20 protein-coding genes are annotated in these 17,216 nt (G+C 53.9%); 10 read left to right on the top strand and 10 right to left on the bottom strand.

From position 1 onward, the window contains the following. From BUC32_RS13190 to BUC32_RS13175, 4 genes are all read right to left on the bottom strand, one after another. Window positions 1–1,043: hypothetical protein (locus BUC32_RS13190; protein WP_139280726.1), on the bottom strand; the 1,043-nt coding region annotated here is incomplete at its 3' end. A 368-nt stretch (window positions 1,044–1,411) separates the two neighbouring features. Next, window positions 1,412–1,708: a hypothetical protein gene (locus tag BUC32_RS13185; protein WP_073253593.1), complete on the bottom strand. Its 297-nt coding sequence runs from the start codon at window positions 1,706–1,708 to the stop codon at window positions 1,412–1,414. A gap of 112 nt (window positions 1,709–1,820) precedes the next feature. Further along, window positions 1,821–2,594 carry a hypothetical protein gene (locus BUC32_RS13180; RefSeq protein WP_073253590.1) on the bottom strand — a complete coding sequence of 258 codons (774 nt, stop codon included), beginning with the start codon at window positions 2,592–2,594 and terminating at the stop codon, window positions 1,821–1,823. Window positions 2,595–2,672: 78 nt separating this feature from the next. Next, window positions 2,673–3,185 carry a DUF805 domain-containing protein gene (locus BUC32_RS13175; RefSeq protein ID WP_073253587.1) on the bottom strand — a complete coding sequence of 171 codons (513 nt, stop codon included), beginning with the start codon at window positions 3,183–3,185 and terminating at the stop codon, window positions 2,673–2,675. A gap of 82 nt (window positions 3,186–3,267) precedes the next feature. Here BUC32_RS13175 and BUC32_RS13170 point away from each other — a divergent pair, with 82 nt between their 5' ends. From BUC32_RS13170 to BUC32_RS13150, 5 genes are all read left to right on the top strand, one after another. Then, window positions 3,268–4,140: a DUF1835 domain-containing protein gene (locus tag BUC32_RS13170; protein ID WP_083599328.1), complete on the top strand. Its 873-nt coding sequence runs from the start codon at window positions 3,268–3,270 to the stop codon at window positions 4,138–4,140. Window positions 4,141–4,230: 90 nt separating this feature from the next. Continuing rightward, window positions 4,231–4,695, top strand: coding sequence for a SecDF P1 head subdomain-containing protein (locus BUC32_RS13165; protein WP_073253581.1), 465 nt, complete (start codon window positions 4,231–4,233; stop codon window positions 4,693–4,695). Between the two features lie 65 nt (window positions 4,696–4,760). After that, window positions 4,761–4,961 (top strand): DUF3955 domain-containing protein, encoded by a 201-nt coding sequence (locus BUC32_RS13160; RefSeq protein ID WP_073253578.1) that lies wholly within the window; start codon window positions 4,761–4,763, stop codon window positions 4,959–4,961. Window positions 4,962–5,028: 67 nt separating this feature from the next. Beyond that, on the top strand, window positions 5,029–5,781 hold the full coding sequence (locus BUC32_RS13155; RefSeq protein WP_073253575.1) for a hypothetical protein: 753 nt from the start codon (window positions 5,029–5,031) through the stop codon (window positions 5,779–5,781). Window positions 5,782–6,174: 393 nt separating this feature from the next. Beyond that, complete coding sequence (locus tag BUC32_RS13150; protein ID WP_073253572.1) at window positions 6,175–7,557, top strand: IS5/IS1182 family transposase; 1,383 nt, start codon at window positions 6,175–6,177, stop codon at window positions 7,555–7,557. Between the two features lie 138 nt (window positions 7,558–7,695). Here BUC32_RS13150 and BUC32_RS13145 read toward each other — a convergent pair whose 3' ends face one another. Genes BUC32_RS13145 through BUC32_RS13135 form a run of 3 tightly spaced genes read right to left on the bottom strand, consistent with a single transcriptional unit; the run spans window position 7,696 to window position 9,323 of the window. Continuing rightward, window positions 7,696–8,595, bottom strand: a complete 900-nt coding sequence (locus tag BUC32_RS13145; RefSeq protein WP_073253570.1) for an HNH endonuclease — start codon at window positions 8,593–8,595, stop codon at window positions 7,696–7,698. A 4-nt stretch (window positions 8,596–8,599) separates the two neighbouring features. Further along, entirely contained in the window at window positions 8,600–8,896 is a 297-nt protein-coding gene (locus tag BUC32_RS13140) for a hypothetical protein (RefSeq protein WP_073253567.1), read from the bottom strand. Between the two features lie 4 nt (window positions 8,897–8,900). After that, complete coding sequence (locus tag BUC32_RS13135; RefSeq protein WP_073253564.1) at window positions 8,901–9,323, bottom strand: helix-turn-helix domain-containing protein; 423 nt, start codon at window positions 9,321–9,323, stop codon at window positions 8,901–8,903. A gap of 367 nt (window positions 9,324–9,690) precedes the next feature. Here BUC32_RS13135 and BUC32_RS13130 point away from each other — a divergent pair, with 367 nt between their 5' ends. Next, complete coding sequence (locus BUC32_RS13130) at window positions 9,691–10,785, top strand: tyrosine-type recombinase/integrase (RefSeq protein WP_073253561.1); 1,095 nt, start codon at window positions 9,691–9,693, stop codon at window positions 10,783–10,785. 130 nt (window positions 10,786–10,915) lie between these two features. On the opposite strand, the gene BUC32_RS13125 is transcribed toward BUC32_RS13130, so the two are convergent. The 3 genes from BUC32_RS13125 to BUC32_RS13115 are packed head-to-tail and all read right to left on the bottom strand — an operon-like array spanning window position 10,916 to window position 14,403. Next, window positions 10,916–12,391 carry a heme biosynthesis protein HemY gene (locus tag BUC32_RS13125; protein WP_073253558.1) on the bottom strand — a complete coding sequence of 492 codons (1,476 nt, stop codon included), beginning with the start codon at window positions 12,389–12,391 and terminating at the stop codon, window positions 10,916–10,918. A 10-nt stretch (window positions 12,392–12,401) separates the two neighbouring features. Further along, entirely contained in the window at window positions 12,402–13,613 is a 1,212-nt protein-coding gene (locus BUC32_RS13120; RefSeq protein ID WP_073253555.1) for a COG4223 family protein, read from the bottom strand. 52 nt (window positions 13,614–13,665) lie between these two features. Continuing rightward, window positions 13,666–14,403 (bottom strand): uroporphyrinogen-III synthase, encoded by a 738-nt coding sequence (locus BUC32_RS13115; protein WP_083599327.1) that lies wholly within the window; start codon window positions 14,401–14,403, stop codon window positions 13,666–13,668. 59 nt (window positions 14,404–14,462) lie between these two features. On the opposite strand from BUC32_RS13115, the gene tsaD reads away from it, so the two are divergent. From tsaD to BUC32_RS13095, 4 genes are read left to right on the top strand one after another with little or no spacing between them, the layout of a single operon-like run. Further along, window positions 14,463–15,560, top strand: a complete 1,098-nt coding sequence (gene tsaD / locus BUC32_RS13110; RefSeq protein ID WP_073253613.1) for a tRNA (adenosine(37)-N6)-threonylcarbamoyltransferase complex transferase subunit TsaD — start codon at window positions 14,463–14,465, stop codon at window positions 15,558–15,560. Beyond that, window positions 15,557–16,516: an NAD(P)H-dependent glycerol-3-phosphate dehydrogenase gene (locus BUC32_RS13105; RefSeq protein ID WP_073253552.1), complete on the top strand. Its 960-nt coding sequence runs from the start codon at window positions 15,557–15,559 to the stop codon at window positions 16,514–16,516. The genes tsaD and BUC32_RS13105 overlap by 4 nt, the downstream gene beginning before the upstream one ends. A 1-nt stretch (window position 16,517) precedes the next feature. Beyond that, on the top strand, window positions 16,518–16,790 hold the full coding sequence (locus BUC32_RS13100) for a YciI family protein (RefSeq protein WP_073253549.1): 273 nt from the start codon (window positions 16,518–16,520) through the stop codon (window positions 16,788–16,790). Continuing rightward, on the top strand, window positions 16,790–17,203 hold the full coding sequence (locus tag BUC32_RS13095) for an EVE domain-containing protein (RefSeq protein WP_073253546.1): 414 nt from the start codon (window positions 16,790–16,792) through the stop codon (window positions 17,201–17,203). The genes BUC32_RS13100 and BUC32_RS13095 overlap by 1 nt, the downstream gene beginning before the upstream one ends. Window positions 17,204–17,216 lie beyond the last annotated feature (13 nt).

The raw sequence follows: 17,216 nt of genomic DNA, 5'->3' as shown, positions 1-17,216 counted from the left end.
GCGGCAACAACCGAGACTGTTTCGGGGCTGCGAAATGAAACCGAACCCAATGTTTCCGAGAACCGTTCGATCCCTTCGACAAAACCCAGCGCCTGGCACAACCGTAAACCCGTTAGCGCCTTTTCATTATCCATCCGAACCAATCGCCTGCTTGGGGCGAAAGGTGAAAACAATGTGTGCCCAAGCCAGTTGGAAAACACGAGTAGGGATAGAATCTGCAATACAAGTTGGCCGGCGAAGTTTGCTGCCGACGCCTTAACGCCAAGCACAGGCAAGATGCCTGCAATTGCGACAATCCCGACTAGTGGAACAATCAGGCGTGCAATGCTCGACATTAAAACCCAAAAGAAACGTAATGGACCAGAACTGCCTTCGAACTTTTTGTCAAAGAAACGCCCAACCAATGATCGTACATAAAAGATCAAAAACAGACCCAAAACACCAAGGAATCCAGCAAGAAATAGGCGTTCCAGTCGGGCGTTCTTGAATTCCTTGCGACCCATTGCTTCGGTCAACTCGATGCCAGCGCCAGCACCGTAGCTCTCGATCTCGCCGATGCCTTTCACAATGGTGCTAGGCCAAAAAACGCTTGGGAAACGTTGAAAAAGCCTATTCCGGTCTTTTTCCCTTATCAACTGGTCCACCTCGTGGATGAGCAGCTCTACCTGACTAAGGCGGGCTTGCGCCTCGCGGATCGGTTGGGTTGCCTGCTTGAGTTGCTCTGCAAGCGTTTTTCTCTTTTGGGCCAATCCTTCGGTTTCCACGCTCCCATCATCTGGAGCTGGTCCCAGTGCTGACAGCTGCACCTCGATCACTCTGGCTTCAATGCTCCCGGCATCAACAATGTCAAACATCTGTTGCCGGAGGTCGTCCAAATCGTTCCGCAGCACGCTAAGAGCTTCAGCCGAGGCTCGCCCAGTTTTCAGCGCTTCTTCGGCGCGTTGGGTCAGAATTTCCTGTGGGTTAATGACATCTGAGGCTTGCGCCAAAGCAATCGTTGCCGAAGACACAAATAGAAGTATGGCAAATAGCAAGCGGCGCATGGTCGTCTCCTCAACAGTCTCGGGTTACTCAAACAATCTGGGGAAGAGGCCATTCCTGTTCAGTCAAATGTCTACCTGTCTTGATGAGGTGTCAATTCGCAGTAGCTGCGAACAGTTTTTCGTGTTGCACATTACTTTGAGCATACATGGCGTTCGGTTCTTGGTGGAACACAGATGGCAATGGAAGCGAAGATCATTCTTCTTTCCTTGATCTTTCGCTCGTTGAATTTGGAGAAATGTGTCTCTATTCCAAAGCCAGAGACATTAATCGGAACGCAGGACGTTCACTTGCCCGAACCCTTAATCAGTAACTTGCCGATCTAGTGCGAAGGACGGGTCAGGCGCATTGCCCCAAACCGTCCAGCCTTTTACGCAGAGCCCTCGTTTGTCAAAGACGTGATACCGGCGGTCGTTCCGTCGCTATAGGCAATGCACTCCCAAGGCGCTGCATCTGGGCCAACACCAACTGTAACTAAAGTCCCCGCTTCAGAAAACTCAGATGACAAAAGCCGGACTTCGCTATTGCCAGTCGACTGTGCAACCGCATTTAGACAAGCCTGGTCTGCTGGAGTAGGCGACAACGTCGCAGAGCCAGTGTCTTCCACGCACGCTGACAATAGAGTGCCAAAGATCACACAAGACGCCAGTTTAAGTGTTGTGTTCATGTTTATTCCTTTTCTGTGTTTTACGAAGTCATTTTGGTAGAACGTGTTAGATCGGCGACGAAAGCGATGCGACTTGCCAAATTTGAAACAGCAGGCCGCCGAGACACCTTAGTCAATTGCATTGGTTGTATTGGTAGTCTCCGTATTCGATCCAGTTGTTATTGCCATCTTTGAAGACGAGAAATTCAGACTGGTCCTCTCCCAACAACGCGACCACAAAACCCTGTGGCGGCTGAGCATTACCAAAGTAACTGTAGGCCGTCATTGCACGCATGGTCTCGCCGTTGACTGTCACGATAGCGTCCCATTCGCCCTGTGCTTTATCAAGGATCAGGTATTCGATCTGACGTTTAACCTGACCACCGCCGCAGTACACCACCCCCTCTGGGGCCTCCATGTTGCTGTTGCCTGCTTGCGGTGTAGAACCGCAAGAGGATCGCAGTGATCTAATAGCCTTGCCCGACCCTTTAAGGTCAAAAAGCCCATAGCTCACATCTTGATCCGCCATGGATAGATTGAGGATGGCGTTGGCTGCAATCTGATCCAGAATGAACTGGTAGTCAGCTGAGTCTTGGAACACAACTTCAACAGGATAGTTATCGACAATCCGCAGGGTGGCGTTCTCTTGACCCGCTTGGAAAGATCCGACTTCTGTCGAGCCATTTTTCATAAACCGAATTGAAAGGCTTTGCTTCCCGACGATATCTTCGCTGTCGGGATACCCGGCAGGTGCAAAGCGCAAACGGTCACATTGCAATTCCAGCGTCATGTCGCCTGTCTGAATAAACGCATTTGGGGTCTGGCCACCGCTAAATCCCCATTCAGCAAATGCAGGTGCAGCGGATATGCAAAACAGTAGACACCCAGAAAGGAAAGTGTTCTTCATTCTCAACTCCTAAAAATCCCCGATTTCTGGGGTGATAACCGTCATGCGGTGTAGAGGTAAAGGCGATTGATCACCCGCTTACGACTGTGCTCCATAAGCATTCGTGCCCTCTTGCGAAGGTCGAGAAAGCCACCAAATCATCAAGACCGAAAGGCCAAGTTGAATCGCGTACATGACCATCAAACCGGTTGCACCAAGAAAGGCTGCTGGTCCTCTCAAAGTCTCAGGGTCTTCAACGCCAGTTTCGAGCGCTGAAAAAACTGCAACCCCGGTCAGCAGCATGAACATCGTTGCGATACTGAAGGCCATTGGAAGGAGAAGATACCATCCAGGACGACCTGTATCATGTAATCGACGCCACCCCGCGGCGAGCATCGGAAGCAGCATCGCCAGTTGGAAAACTGAGTTCAACAAGTTCGATCCCTGTCCTGTTTCCGGATCAGTGTCAAAAAGGACCGAACTGAGTACCGCCAACCCGACGCTGACCAGGACGACGAACAGAACAAACCACCAATACTCTGATCTCTGCGCGCGGCCCGAAAACACGACGTACTTGGACAGACAGGTCTTGACTGATTGCGTGAAACCCATTGTAAAACCCCTCGTTTTGCTCTCGCCGTCATATTTTACGCTCTGAAATGTTTACGAAAAACAGAGGCGTTGCAAGAATTTTATGCAAATGGGAAAATTCAGACTGGGAAACCGCGCGGAAAGTGATTTACTGCAAGCAGCGTGCCCCCTGACAACACAAATCGCGCTCTTAAGCCAAAGGTTACCAATGTCACAGCCCGCATACCTACATCTGGTTTTGGGAGGAAGTGCCGGAGGGTGTCTACGCGCGGCAGTTGCAACTTACGGCCTGACAGGGCACGTGCATGTGTTCGATGATGATCTGAGCCACGGCCCGTTGAACGACAAGCAAGCTCGAGCAGCATATTTCAGAGCGCTTTACCAAAACTATGGTCAGCTGCCTGAAGATCCGGTTCCTTCATTGGCCGATTTTGATATCCCATCAGTCCATTTAGCGCAGGATCTCTCGCCGGAAGTTTGCATATGGGCGGGCGAAAATGCGTCGGAACGAACGTTCATGGAGATGGCTTGTCATAGCCTGCGCGATTTCAGAGGGCCAGTGACGCGCGTTGGCAAGACGGGTCTAAAGTCACTGCCCTATATCGGCGCACAAACTCCGGCTCTATTGGCGAGCCTTTTTGATCAACGAGACGCGATAGACTCTATGACAAGAGCAGCTCTGTCTTCTGATTTTCTGCATCAGCGAGACAGCGGAGCAACACTGCGCAAATGGGAAGCAGGCAAGATCTTCGATGTTCCCGCTGATTACTATGATAGCCTGCTGTTGGCCTGCTGTTCAAAAGACTGGGTTTCTGCTGCACGTGTTGTCGGAACGGCGATGGGGCGTTGCGATGAAAACAACTTGTTGGGTGATGTGTTTCTGTCCGGCAGGCTTCAGCACCTAATTACTGAGGGTTTGACTGAAGCATCCGGCCCTCAGGCAAGTTTGCGTGACTATGACGTGCGCCTTAGCTAATGTTACAGAACCTTGCAGCAATACGTACCTACAAAGTGGCGAACATTAATTGACTTTTGGGCAACTGAGAACTTGTTTGAAGGACTGCGAATGACAAAGAATAATTTATTGATCGTCGCGGCAGTCATAGTGATTGCAGCTATGTCGTTCTGGGCTGGACTCAATTTTCAGAAGGCACAATATAATGATGTGTGCCTTGATCTTGGCGGGGGGCAAAATCCCGGGCAGCACCCTATTTGCGTCGTTGAACAGCAAAACGCAGCGCTTTGGCTGGGACCGATCAGGATCACTCAAAATGATGTGATCGAACTAGAGATTCAACACGGGGAGGATGGGCAGTCGCAGGTTCGACTTGAGTTGACATCTGAGATCGCAAACCCTCTGGCTGCCTTCACAGAGCAATCAATTGGTAAGAATATGGACATTCGTATTGGTGGCCAATTGGTCAACTCTGTGCAAATTGCCAGCGCGATCCAGGGCACGAGCTTCATCTTGGCATTGTCTGATGGACAGGCCGAAAAACTGAAAACACTGCTCTCTCCGGACTCAAACTGATTCAGAGATACGCCACTTGTTTGGGTGTCTAGCACCCGGTTCTGATCCAAAATGGAAAAATTGTCATGAAATCTAAACTTCGTTCCATCGGCTTTGTGGCTTTTATTCTCGCCGGGCTATCATGGCTGGCCGAGACAGCGTTTTATGGGGATATCGACGCAAACGGTATCCTTCAGGAAAGCTTTTTCCTCCCTCTGACGTTCATTCTGGCTGCATTGGGGATTGTATTGCTATTAGCTTCTCTGCTGGTCAAGTTCCGTCGATGATGGGCCAGTCGGGTCTCGCTGTTTCGCACAACAGCCAAGCTTTGGACAAAGACGTGAAAGGTTTCACATGAAGTCTCTTCGACTACGACTGGCCGTCGGCATCGCAGTCATTTTGGCGGCGGTTTGCGCAAACGCGTCAGGTCACCTCACTGTGGGGGGTGTGCAAGAAGGGCCCGGAGGCGAAATCGAGGCGTTGACCGAAGGCCAGTTCTACATAGACGGCACTGCCTCCAGCGCCAGAGTGTTCACGTTCTCGAACGGAACTCGGTTTCTCTATTTCATTCCTATGATTCACCAAGCCGAGCCAGCGTTTTATGAGGCGGTGGCTGGCGAGGTAAAGCGTCTTAAAGCGCAGGGTAGCGACCTTTTCTATGAGTTCATCGACTTCGAAGCAGCGACCCTCGCAGACAAGCGTAGGATCAGGGCTATGTATGGTCTCATTCCTACACCGGCTTTTTATGCGCAGAATGCATCTGACGACTTTATAGGGCAGGATAACGCGATGTTCTTGGGTTTTCCGGGTGGCAGAGACGTCAACGTCGATCTGTCTCCGGCAGAGTTGGCAGATGCCTATGAGAATTTGGTTGGTCCGCTTGACATCAGTGACGAGAACCTCACCACACCAATTGAGGAGTTCGTCATGCCAACTGCGGATGTCACGCAACTTACGAGTGTCACAATCGATCAGAGAAACGGGCACTTAGCGAGGGTGATCAATGAAGCACAGAGTAGTGTCATTGTTCTCTACGGCGCGGCCCACGGCGCGGGAACAATGAAAAACCTGCTTGCTCTCGACCCACACTGGCGTCGGGAAAATTGAGTCCAAAGCGACGCAACAACGTGGGATGTTGGGTCTTGGAGCCTATTTTATAACTCTCTTACTGGCATTTTCAGAAGGATGCGCTGCTTCATCAGTTAGAGAGATGAGTGGCTGCAATGGGCCGACAGCGGCTGTTCTGTCAATTTCGACTAAGGTCCGGAAAGTCCGCAGTCTGTGAATTCGACCTCTGATCCTTGCTGCACGCTGCGCGAATGGCTGGTTTTCACGCTGCGCGGGAGCACCCAATTTTACGCTGACGCAGCATTTTCTACGCTGCGAGCGCAGGCAGGGGGAAATCGGACTCACAGAATGGGCTGATTTTGTTGAAAAACTATTCCTTGATCAAAGGGCTGGTCGCTGATTCAATTCCTTTATTGATTGGAGGAATTGGCGATGATGGGACCAAAGCAGGAGGCACAGGCGGCGCTTTTCTACGAGTTCTCTCTGGAAGATCACGTCCCACAAGACCACTTGCTGCGGTCGATTGATCGGTTTGTCGATTTGAGCAGCATTCGAGTTCACCTTGCTGATTTCTACAGCCACACAGGTCGTCCATCTATCGACCCTGAGCTACTGATCCGGATGCTTCTCGTTGGCTATTGCTTTGGTATCCGTTCTGAGCGTCGTCTGTGCGAAGAGGTTCATCTGAACCTTGCGTATCGCTGGTTCTGCCGCCTTGATCTGACCGACCGTATTCCGGATCACTCGACGTTTTCAAAGAACCGCCACGGTCGTTTTCGCGAGAGCGATCTGTTGCGTTATGTGTTCGAGATGACAGTGGCGCGCTGCATGGAAGAGGGACTGGTCAGCGGTCAGGGTTTTGCAGTGGATGCCAGCTTGATCAGCGCTGATGTTCAGAAACAGAACTCCAGCAACCCCGACGACTGGGCGGCCCGCGATGCTGACCCTGATGAAGCGCCACGCGCGGTGCGCGAGTATTTCGACGTTCTGGATGATGAGGCTTTTGGTGCAGCTAGCGAGGTCATACCCAAGTTTACTGCCCATGCCGATCCGGCCAGCCAATGGACTGCGGCGCGCAAAGGGCCCGCATTCTTTGCTTATTCTGACAATTATCTCATCGACACGGACCACGGTATCATCATGGATGTGGATGCATCACGGTCGATCCGACAGGCCGAAGTGGGCGCGATGCGCAAGATGATTGATCGCACCGAAGACCGCTTCGGCATCAAACCCCATTGGGTGGCGGCTGACACTGCATATGGCTCATCCGACAATTTGGTTTGGTTGACTCTCAAGCGGAAGATCCTCCCGTTCATCCCTGTCGTTGACCATTCAAAGCGCAAGGATGGCACTTGGTCACGATCCGACTTCACCTGGGACGATGACAATGACCAGTACATCTGCCCGGAAGGCAAAGAACTTCGTCATACCCGGCGGAACTACTCGGACCCCGCCCGAAATGCTCCAGGCATGAAAGCGAAGAACTACGGCGCTCTCAAATCAGATTGCCTGAACTGCCCATCAAAAGCCAAATGCTGCCCCAACACAGACACCCGTCGTATCCGCCGCGAGAAGTATGAAGTCGTCAGAGACTTTGCTCGGGAATGCACCGCCTCGGAGTTCAATCCGAAGGCTCAGGCGCGACGAAAGAAAGTTGAGATGCTCTTTGCACACCTCAAACGCATCCTTGGTCTGGGCAGGCTTCGATTGCGAGGGCCGTGTGGTGTCCAAGATGAATTTACACTCGCAGCAACCGCCCAAAACCTCCGGAAACTGGCAAAACTCAAGCCAATGATGCCCGCCACAGGCTAAGAACAGGACCCAACACCGGTCGTTCAATAAAATCAGCGCAGTAGCTCAACGCGCAACGTCAAAACCAACGACTTTTTCAACGAAATCGGCTCTTTCCGGCCGTTAGCTGCGTTTTGCGCCAATGTCCGCACTGAGTGGTTAGTGCTTGAAGCAATTCTCTCGGTGCCAAGTGACAAATTCTGCCCTTGGTCGATTAGCGAGGCGGACCGGCACCATGATCTTGCCGGACGAGTTGATCATCGACGTCACGGCTTCGATATCGTTGCTTTGACGGGAAACCAGAATTGTCAGGTCGTCTGCCAACCCAACCAGGCCGCGATCAAACATCCAGTGCGCGGTTCCCGACAGGGCGAGCCCATTGCTAACGATGTCGGGGCCGTCATGCTCCACTGGTCTGATATGAGCGGCTTCCACCTCTGCACGACCACCGCCGTTGATCAGACGTAAACCAGTGATGGCGCAGCGCTCGCCGTAGGCGCGCAGGACGTTCTTTCTGAAATTACGATCGCGAACCGCGCGATTGGTCAGCTGGTTGACGCGTTCCCGTGCGGGCATGTGTTGGAAAGGTGTTTGCGCGTCTTGAAACCCCGGCAACTGCATCGAGTCGCCCACGCGAGGCAGGATGTCCTCATCCCGTCCAAGGCCGCGTTCGACAATTCGAGCAAAGTCATCAGGAGACAGGATTCTTACTGCGGCTTGCGCGCGTCCGGATATCTTGCCTTGATCGTTCAACAACCCTTGTTCGACGATTGAATTTTCGTCTCGAAATGAAACAGGGTCGCCGAAATCAAGATACGTTCCTGGCTCGATAACCGCCAAGAACATGTCCGGTTTCCTAGGATCCGGAATGATCTCCTGGACCTTAGCGACAGCAAAATAGCCTTTGGTCTCTTTGACCTTGCTTGGCTCTAGGTAGACGATCCAATCCCCTTCGCACTGTTGGGCACGCGAGAGGTATTGCTTGGGAAACTGATACCGCTCAGAGGGGATGTCGTCGTAGATCGAGTCGCGGCGATGGATGAAGATACCGAAGGCCATCGGATCACCCGCGTTGAAGACGTTCCAGTTTTCGATCGGCCGCGCGTAGGGTCAGCACCGCACCTGTCAAAAATGGAAGTGCTAAGCCTGCTGCTGCGATGGCAAAAATCATGATGGCAGCCAAAACCGAGTATTCGGCGGTCTGTTGTGCCAATGATAGTCGGCCCAAGCCAATCAGGTAGAAGACACTGGTTCCCAGGAAGATCAGGTAAAGCGGCCCAAAGGGTTCAATCACCTCACGACGGGTGCGCTCCAAGACTGAATGTCGCAACATGTTCCAGCGTTTGCTTGCCTTGTTCACCAGATTACTCCCTTACCAACTCGATCCATGTGTGCACGTCGTCATCCGTCACTTCACGGCCTTCGACATGCGATTGATACCAACGGGCGACGATGGCACCGCGCTTTTCGCTTTTGATTTTTATGCCCGCTTCGGTGAGGTGCTTGTCCATCGAGCTTTCGATGTGTTTGAGCGCTTCGAAATCATGCCCCGCCCGAATGGATTTGGTGCCTAGTAGTAGCCAGGCGACGTCAATAGCATAGCGGCTTTGCATCTTCACGAGGGCCTCGACCGGGACGCCGCGTTTGCCCTTTTCATAGCTGTGATAGGCACGATGCGACACGCCAATGGCTTCAGCCATAGCAGCCTGCGAGACGCCTATCTCATTGCGACAGATCGCGAGGCGAGCGCCAATCTCTGCAAACAATTCAGCATCATCTCGCACCATGCAAGTTTCCCAATTGACGAGTGCGCAATTTTGTATAAACATAGCACAAAATGACGCATATTTACGGCTTCACTCATCTGAACACGTCAGAAGGTGCATAACAAGCGATTCCATGCGTGTCGCCGATTCAACTTAAGCGGACAAGGACGACTGAAATGTCAGAGACCAACTATTCAGACAGCTCTCAGATCCTGGGGCTTGGGAAAACGCCCGCGCAATGGGTCGAAGTTATGGCCGGGATGGGGATCGATATTTCAGAACGCACTTTGCGTGAACGCGCCAATGAGACGGGCGCATTTTATCGCCTTGGGCGAACCATGCTGATCACGCCCGCGCAGATCGACACGATTTTTGAAGGAGGCCAGTCATGCCGCTCCAAATTTACAAGAGGGGCCACGTTTACTGGGCCAAGGGGTGGATCGAATACAACGGCAGGCCAATCGCCGGCCCATACCGGAGAAGCACTAAGGCATCTTCAGAAGAGGGCGCACGGGACTGGATAAATTATGAGACTGAACGTCAGATCCGTCGCTATGTCGTGGGCGACGAACCGAGCAAAACGTTCTCTGATGCAATTATGCTCTACAACGCGTCCCCAAAAGCAGCGAAGCAGCTGATCCCGATCGTCGAAGCAATCGGCGACTTGTCACTAGGCACGATTTCTGCTGCGCTATTGAAGAGCCTTGGGCCGAAGCTGAAACCCAAAGCGTCGACCGATACCTGGTGGCGTGAAATCGTGACGCCCGCGACTGCAGTGATCAACAACGCGCATGAGCTCGAGGGCACGCCTCTAATTCGTGTGAAGCCCTACGACAAGTTTGAGCGCATCGCTCAGGACAAGCGGCGCGGGAAGCTTAGTCGTGTAGAGCGCACGCCTGCCGATAAGGAATGGATCGAGGCGTTTTGCCGTGCGGCTGATCCATACAATGCCGCGCTGGTCCGTTTCATGTTTGAAACGGCGGCACGGATTGATCAGGCGGTATCACTGGAGCCTGATGACCTACGACCGCATGAAAACAAAGTCCGAGTGAAAGCGCAGAAGGGGCATCCGGAAAGCTGGATCACTGTATCCCCTCAGATGATGGACGAGCTGCTCGCGTTGCCGCCAAAACGCCCAAAGAACCGCAAGACTGGCAAACTGATGAAGGCGCGTGTTTTCGGCTATGGCAGCTCGACAGGCTACAACACGCGCTGGAAGACAATCTGCAAGCGCGCGGGCATTCCGTACCTGTCAGCGCATCCCGCCGGTCGGCATGGGTTCTTCACTGAGCTAGTCGTGCGCCAAGGTGTAGACCCGGTCACCGCAGCCAAGGCTGGCCGCTGGTCAGACCCGAATCTGCCCATGCGGATCTATGCCCATGCAGAGACCGATGAGGCCGACATCAGGGCCCGTTTTCGTACAAACCATGTACAGGAAGACCCTGTACAAACACCCAAGAGCAAGAAATCAAAGAAGGAATAACGCTATGAACGGTTCCCTCCTAAGGGGCAGGTTGCAGGTTCGAATCCTGCCGGGGTCGCCATAAAGGATTTTGAGTTAGTAAATATCGGCAGTCTTTCACAAGAAGACTGCTGGCAATATCAGTTTGCACTCAGGTTTTCGTACTTTCTGCCTCAACATCATCTGGCGTGTCATCTGCTTCTGAAAATTCAACATCGATGGGTTCGTCGTCTTCAGAAACGTCATCCTCTATCGCACCAACGATCAAAGGCAACATTTCCACGCCGGTGGGGCTGACGCCCTCTGTCGCTGGTGGATCGGTCCATGCCAGAGTGTCAAAGCTCTGACAATTCCCGCAAACCGGAGACCATTCCGAATGGATGTTGTGACAACTGCTGCAAACCCATTTTGGCCCGCGCGGTGCGGTTAGCGCTTTGGCCAACCAGCCTTTGACCACAGCATCCGAAGAGCCTTCGCCACGTTCAATGGCCGCCATGATGGTTAATGACCGGGTGCTTGGGTCCGATTCGAACAGATCGCCCAGTGCGCGGCGCGCTTCGGGAAAATCTTCGGCGGCGATGTTCAATTCGGCCAACACCATTTTTGCTTCGGCGTGATCGGAATTGTTTTTCGTGAGGGTTTTGAAACGCTTGATACGTTCCTGAGGCGTTTCATCCGGAGCAATGGCCGCAAATGCAGCTGCAAGATCAGGATGTGGCTGAGCCTCCCATGCTTTTTTCAACACGCGTGTGGCATATTTGGGCTTGTCTTGCGCGATGTATCCCTGCGCGGCCATAACAGCGGCTGGAATCAAATCTGGCGATAGGCGATTGGCTTCAATCGCCGCTTCGCGAGCCTCAATCGGCTTGGCGTCATCCATGATGTCGTTGGCTTCTGACAAAGCCAGCACCGCATCACGCCGGCGATGCACATCCCGCGGCAAGTTTCCCGCACGCAGTTTGGCATTCAGGGTTTCGCGGGCACCTGACCAGTCGCCGGTTTCGGCCTGCAGGCCAAGCAGCACATCTTGGGTTTCTTCATGGCGTGGCTTCAGAGCAAAAGCGGTTTCCGCCAGTTTCAGCGCGGTGTCCGTTTGACCTTCTTCCAGCTTTTGTTTCATCAACCCTCGCACACCCACAAAGCGGGTCGAGTCGTCGGTCAAAAGTGTTTTGTAGGCCTCTGTCGCCTTGCGTTTGTCACCCGCCAGCTCGGCAGCCTGGGCCGTTAGCAGGTTCGTCAACTCGGGTTGTTTAAGAAACTTTTCCGCTTTGCGAGCTTTCTCCAAGGCAGTGCGGCCTTCACCGGATGCCAACGCCATCAGCCCTTCTGACAAAGCCTGATAGCCCTTTTTCTCGCGATTACGGTCGAAATAGCGGCTCAGAGCGGTTTCATCCCCGTTCAGAAATTTCAACACCGCAATCAAAAACGAAACCAGCCTTAGTGTCACCCAAACCAAAACCACCAGCGCCACGAGCGCGATTACCGCCAGAAGCGGGCCAAGTGTGAACTCTTGTCCAGCAACGGTGATCATCACGCCGCCTTCACTTTCCATCAGATAACCGGCGCCATAGGTCAGGCCAGCGATGGCAGCAACAAACAGCAGGATTTTAATCAGGGACCACAGCATGAAATGACTTTCAGTTTGAATTGAGGCTTTGGGCCAATGTTTCGACCGCCTGAACAGCAGCCACACGAGTTTCGGCCAGCGTACGCCAATCAGCCATCACAGCTTGCGATGTCTCAGGCAATGCCGAGAGTTCAGACAACGCACCATCAAGGCGGCCTTCACGCAAGGCGGCTTCTGCGCGCGAAAGGATCGCATCAGCATCGTCGCCTTCTTTTGGCTCAATAGAACGCGCGCCAAGTTGCGTTTTCAGAAAATGCGCCAGCCCGCCGCCACCGTTCGCGTTTTCCTGCTTGCGCGCATCCGCGAGCGCGCTGCGTGCATAGGCCGGAAAGGCCTCTGCCAACGCTAAGTTGGTTGTCACGCCAGAATCCGCATGAGCGGCAAGAGCTTCGGGAATGGACGCACCTGTTGCACCCGCCAGTTCGGTCAATGGCCCACGATATGGCACACCTGAATCCAACGCCGAAATTACCCGTGTTAGTGCGGCTTGAGCCAGAGTTTCCTGCGCTGTGCGGGTCGAGTTTTCTTTTAAGTTTTCGGCTTCGGCCAATTGCTCAGAAACAAGGGTGCGCAGTTGTTCAACTTCACGCTCATAAGCTTCGATCGCAGTGGAAGACACGCCTTCGGTCATCGGGCGTTTTTCGGCCTCGATTATCCGGCCCTCAAGCGTCACCAGCTTTGCGCCCAAATCTTCAACCCGGTCCGACAGGGCCGCTGCGCGTGCCTCGGACTCAGCTGCGCTGGCAACACCATCGCGCGCTGCGTTGGCGGTTTCGGCAATCTTGTCCTGATTGGATTTCAACAAAACGATCAGGTCGTCCTGAACCTCCAGCTTGGCGGTCAGCTCAGCAATGGAGTCGTTTGCTTTGTGGCCAAACAGAATACCCTGAGATCCCAGATAACTTGCGGCCGCAAATCCAACACCCGCCGCCAAAACGCCACCCAAAACCAAAGGCACAAAGCCGGAACCGGAATTCTCCTGAGGGGCCTCGATCGGAGCATCTAATTGTGCTGACTCAGCATCGCTTTCTTCAACAGTGTTTTCGGCAGCGAGATCTTCGGGCTCTCCAACAGGGTCTTCTGACTCGGCCAATGGAGCGTCGTCCTGATCTGAGTCTTCAGGTTGCGCTTCGATCACCTCAGCATCGATAATCTCTTCGACCTTAGTGTCTTCGTTGGTCTGAGCGTCGTCCGGTTTGTCGGTCTTTTTTGACTTGGCCACCCGTTGTCACCTTTTCGAATCCGATTTCATTCTACAAATGCACACAGCAAATCTAAGTGGAGTTTCCTTCACTCTCAATGCCATAAGCTGCTTTTGCCACCTGCTTTATCGCCGCAACCATGCCTTTTGCGTCTGGCGTTACAGAGATTTCCAACTTTGTCGGCGAAAGTGCGGCCGCATTTGCGGCCACTGCCTCGCTCATTGCGACCACCCATAAAGGCGCTGCAAATGGCCCTTGCTGAACAAGTTGCGCGGCACTGCGTGGCGAGAAAAGGGGAAGAATGACAGGGTTTTCCCGCATCAGCACAGCCTTTGCGGCATCCGACATTGGCAGGCTGACTTGTTGATACACAACCATCTCCCGGGTTTCGATGCCGTCATCCCACAATCGTTCAGCAAGATTGCCGCGGGCATACGCGCCCCGAAAGTGAATCAGCGGACCCTTGGGATGGTCGGCTGCAATCCGCCTGAACACAGCTTCAGCATCGCCATCGGCTGACACAGCTTGCCAACCCTTAGCGCGCGCCGCTTTTGCGGTGGCCTCACCGACGCACCAACATGGCGCATCACGACCCATGACTGCATCTACCCCATTGCGAGACGTAAAGATCGCACCAGCCAGATTGATTGGTTCCTCGAACTTTACCGGCTCAATGCCCTGCACCGGTGACACAAGTATCTCCGCCTGAACGCCCGCAGCTTTCAATTGGTGCGTAAATTTCTCAGCAGCCTCCAACGGCCGCGTCAAAAGTATTATTGGGTCTTGAGGCTTCATAATCACGGCCAGCATTGTTCCCGGACACCTTTCGGTGTTACCTGCCTATTAGGGCGCACGCAACGGCAATGGGCATGACACAAGACCTCACCATCCTTGGATTAGAGAGCAGCTGCGACGATACAGCAGCCGCAGTTGTTCGCCAGTCCGGCGACAATGCGCCCGAAATTCTGGCATCGATTGTGCACGGTCAGGCCGATTTGCACGCTGCATTTGGTGGGGTTGTTCCGGAGATTGCAGCGCGAGCGCATGCAGAAAAGCTGGACATCTGTGTCGAAGAAGCTTTGACCGAATCTGGTCTTTCGCTCAATCAAATCGATGCCATTGCCGTCACAGCAGGCCCCGGTTTGATTGGTGGCGTTCTGTCTGGTGTCATGTGTGCCAAGGGTCTGGCCACTGGGCTGGGTATTCCGCTTGTCGGGGTCAATCATCTGGCGGGTCATGCGCTCACCCCTCGACTGACGGATCAGGTGGCGTTTCCGTACCTGATGCTTTTGGTGTCCGGCGGGCATTGTCAGTTCCTGATCACACGCGGACCTCAGGAGTTTTCTCGGCTTGGCGGCACAATTGACGACGCCCCGGGCGAGGCATTTGATAAAACCGCGCGCCTTCTTGGCCTTTCGCAACCCGGCGGCCCAGCGGTTCAGGCCGCCGCTGAAAAGGGTGATGCCAAACGGTTCCGGTTTCCACGCCCTCTGTTGGATCGCCCCGGTTGTGACATGTCTTTCTCAGGCCTCAAGACTGCGTTGTTGCGCGCCCGTGATGCGATCATCACCGAAAAGGGCGGTTTGACCGAACAGGATCGCGCCGATCTGTGTGCAGGATTTCAGGAAGCGGTTGTCGCCGTGTTGGCCGAAAAAACCCGCCGGGCTTTGGCGATCTATCTGGAAGGTCGACCTTTGGCACCCGTGCTCGCAGTGGCGGGCGGTGTGGCGGCAAATACCGCCATTCGGGCTGAATTAGAGACTGTTTGTGCCGGGCTGGAAGTCAAATTCACCGCCCCTCCTTTGGCACTTTGCACGGACAATGCGGCAATGATTGCATATGCCGGCCTTGAACGGTTTCGCGCCGGCGACTCTGATGACATGACCTTGATGGCCCGCCCGCGCTGGCCATTGGACAAAACCGCGCCTGCCTTGCTGGGCGGTGGCAAAAAAGGGGCCAAAGCATGAGCATCAGCGTGATCGGTGCCGGGGCATTCGGAACGGCACTGGCGATTTCCTTGGCCCGAACGGGCATGGCTGTCTCGCTTTGGGCGCGCGATCCGAACCATGCCGCAAACATGCAAAATACACGGGAAAATACCGCCCGCTTGCCTGGAGTTGCGCTGCCTGACAGCATAACTGTGACGGCCAACATATCCGAGGCATTGGCCGACACGATGCTGCTGGCCGTACCAATGCAAAAAATGCGCGACCTGCTGAAATCCACACCCGAGCTAAACAGCCGCTTGCTGGTTGCCTGCTGCAAAGGTGTTGAATTGGAAACCGAGCTTGGTCCTGTGGCGGTTATCCGGGACTGCGATCCAAAGGCCACCCCTGCGATTTTGACAGGCCCCAGTTTCGCCGCGGATATTGCACGCGGATTGCCCACGGCATTGACCCTGGCAATTGCCGACGACAGCCTTGGTCAATCGTTACAACAGGCTCTAACAACGCCCAATTTGCGCATATATCGCACAACGGACACCATCGGCGCCGAACTTGGCGGGGCCTTGAAGAATGTCATCGCGATTGCCTGTGGAGCAGCCATGGGTGCGGGTCTGGGCGAAAGCGCGCGCGCCGCTTTGATGACCCGGGGCTACGCAGAAGTTCAACGCATGGCTCAGGCACTTGGGGCGCGACCTGACACGCTGGCCGGGTTGTCCGGTTTTGGTGATCTCACCCTCACCTGCACGTCAGATCAGTCACGAAATTACCGTTTTGGCTTGTCTCTGGGTCGCGATGAACCTTTTGACCCCCAGATCACTGTTGAAGGGGCCGCCACCGCGCGCGCTGTGAAGGCACGCGCCAAGCACATGAATATCGACATGCCAATCACGGCTGCGGTTGTTGGTATGATTGATCACAATTTGAAAATCACACAGGCGATGGAGATGTTGCTCTCTCGCCCACCAAAGGAAGAATGACATGCGTTTTGCCCTGATGGCCAAAGACAAACCCGGGTCGCTTGAGATCCGCAAAGCCAATCGCGACGCCCATGTGGCCTATTTGAAGTCCACGGATGCAGTCGAGATGGCTGGACCATTTCTGGACGACAATGGCGACATGTGCGGCTCACTGATCATTCTGGAGATGCCCGATTTGGCCGCCGCAGAAGCCTGGGCTGCCAATGATCCTTACAAAGCTGCCGACCTGTTCGCGTCCGTCGAAATCATCGCCTGGAACAAGGTGATCGGCTGATGGCGTATTGGCTGTTCAAATCCGAGCCGAACACCTGGGGCTGGCAAGACCAAATCGCCAAAGGGGATGTTGGCGAAGAATGGGATGGCGTGCGTAATTATCAGGCCCGAAATTTCATGCGGGCGATGGAAATCGGGGATCGTGGGTTCTTTTACCATTCGATGAAAGAGAAATCCGTGGTGGGCATTGTTGAGGTAATCGCAACCGCACACCCGGATTCCACAACGGACGATCCTCGTTGGGAATGTGTGGACATCAAGGCCGTCGAAACCGTGCCCACGCCGGTTACCTTGGATCAGATTAAGGCAGACCCACGCCTGACCGAGATGGTCTTGGTAAAAAACTCTCGCCTGTCCGTGCAGCCGGTGACAAACGAAGAATGGCAGATCGTCTGCACACTAGGCGGATTGTAGAAATCAATCTGAC

Origin of the sequence: Shimia gijangensis (assembly GCF_900142085.1) — a bacterium.
In the GTDB taxonomy this organism is placed as follows: Bacteria; Pseudomonadota; Alphaproteobacteria; order Rhodobacterales; family Rhodobacteraceae; genus Shimia; species Shimia gijangensis.
Note: the sequence above shows the minus strand (reverse complement) of the source record. Positions and strands in the feature narration are given on the sequence as shown.

What these genes read in the sequence shown, in the direction of transcription:
- BUC32_RS13150 (WP_073253572.1), top strand. Translation starts at nt 6,175, where the DNA reads ATGATGGGACCAAAGCAGGAGGCACAGGCGGCGCTTTTCTACGAGTTC.
- BUC32_RS13160 (WP_073253578.1), top strand. Translation starts at nt 4,761, where the DNA reads ATGAAATCTAAACTTCGTTCCATCGGCTTTGTGGCTTTTATTCTCGCC.
- BUC32_RS13165 (WP_073253581.1), top strand. Translation starts at nt 4,231, where the DNA reads ATGACAAAGAATAATTTATTGATCGTCGCGGCAGTCATAGTGATTGCA.
- BUC32_RS13115 (WP_083599327.1), bottom strand. Translation starts at nt 14,403, where the DNA reads ATGCTGGCCGTGATTATGAAGCCTCAAGACCCAATAATACTTTTGACG.
- BUC32_RS13185 (WP_073253593.1), bottom strand. Translation starts at nt 1,708, where the DNA reads ATGAACACAACACTTAAACTGGCGTCTTGTGTGATCTTTGGCACTCTA.
- BUC32_RS13100 (WP_073253549.1), top strand. Translation starts at nt 16,518, where the DNA reads ATGCGTTTTGCCCTGATGGCCAAAGACAAACCCGGGTCGCTTGAGATC.
- BUC32_RS13105 (WP_073253552.1), top strand. Translation starts at nt 15,557, where the DNA reads ATGAGCATCAGCGTGATCGGTGCCGGGGCATTCGGAACGGCACTGGCG.
- BUC32_RS13145 (WP_073253570.1), bottom strand. Translation starts at nt 8,595, where the DNA reads ATGGCCTTCGGTATCTTCATCCATCGCCGCGACTCGATCTACGACGAC.
- BUC32_RS13170 (WP_083599328.1), top strand. Translation starts at nt 3,268, where the DNA reads ATGCAAATGGGAAAATTCAGACTGGGAAACCGCGCGGAAAGTGATTTA.
- BUC32_RS13095 (WP_073253546.1), top strand. Translation starts at nt 16,790, where the DNA reads ATGGCGTATTGGCTGTTCAAATCCGAGCCGAACACCTGGGGCTGGCAA.
- BUC32_RS13125 (WP_073253558.1), bottom strand. Translation starts at nt 12,391, where the DNA reads ATGCTGTGGTCCCTGATTAAAATCCTGCTGTTTGTTGCTGCCATCGCT.
- BUC32_RS13175 (WP_073253587.1), bottom strand. Translation starts at nt 3,185, where the DNA reads ATGGGTTTCACGCAATCAGTCAAGACCTGTCTGTCCAAGTACGTCGTG.
- BUC32_RS13180 (WP_073253590.1), bottom strand. Translation starts at nt 2,594, where the DNA reads ATGAAGAACACTTTCCTTTCTGGGTGTCTACTGTTTTGCATATCCGCT.
- BUC32_RS13155 (WP_073253575.1), top strand. Translation starts at nt 5,029, where the DNA reads ATGAAGTCTCTTCGACTACGACTGGCCGTCGGCATCGCAGTCATTTTG.
- BUC32_RS13130 (WP_073253561.1), top strand. Translation starts at nt 9,691, where the DNA reads ATGCCGCTCCAAATTTACAAGAGGGGCCACGTTTACTGGGCCAAGGGG.
- tsaD (WP_073253613.1), top strand. Translation starts at nt 14,463, where the DNA reads ATGACACAAGACCTCACCATCCTTGGATTAGAGAGCAGCTGCGACGAT.
- BUC32_RS13135 (WP_073253564.1), bottom strand. Translation starts at nt 9,323, where the DNA reads ATGGTGCGAGATGATGCTGAATTGTTTGCAGAGATTGGCGCTCGCCTC.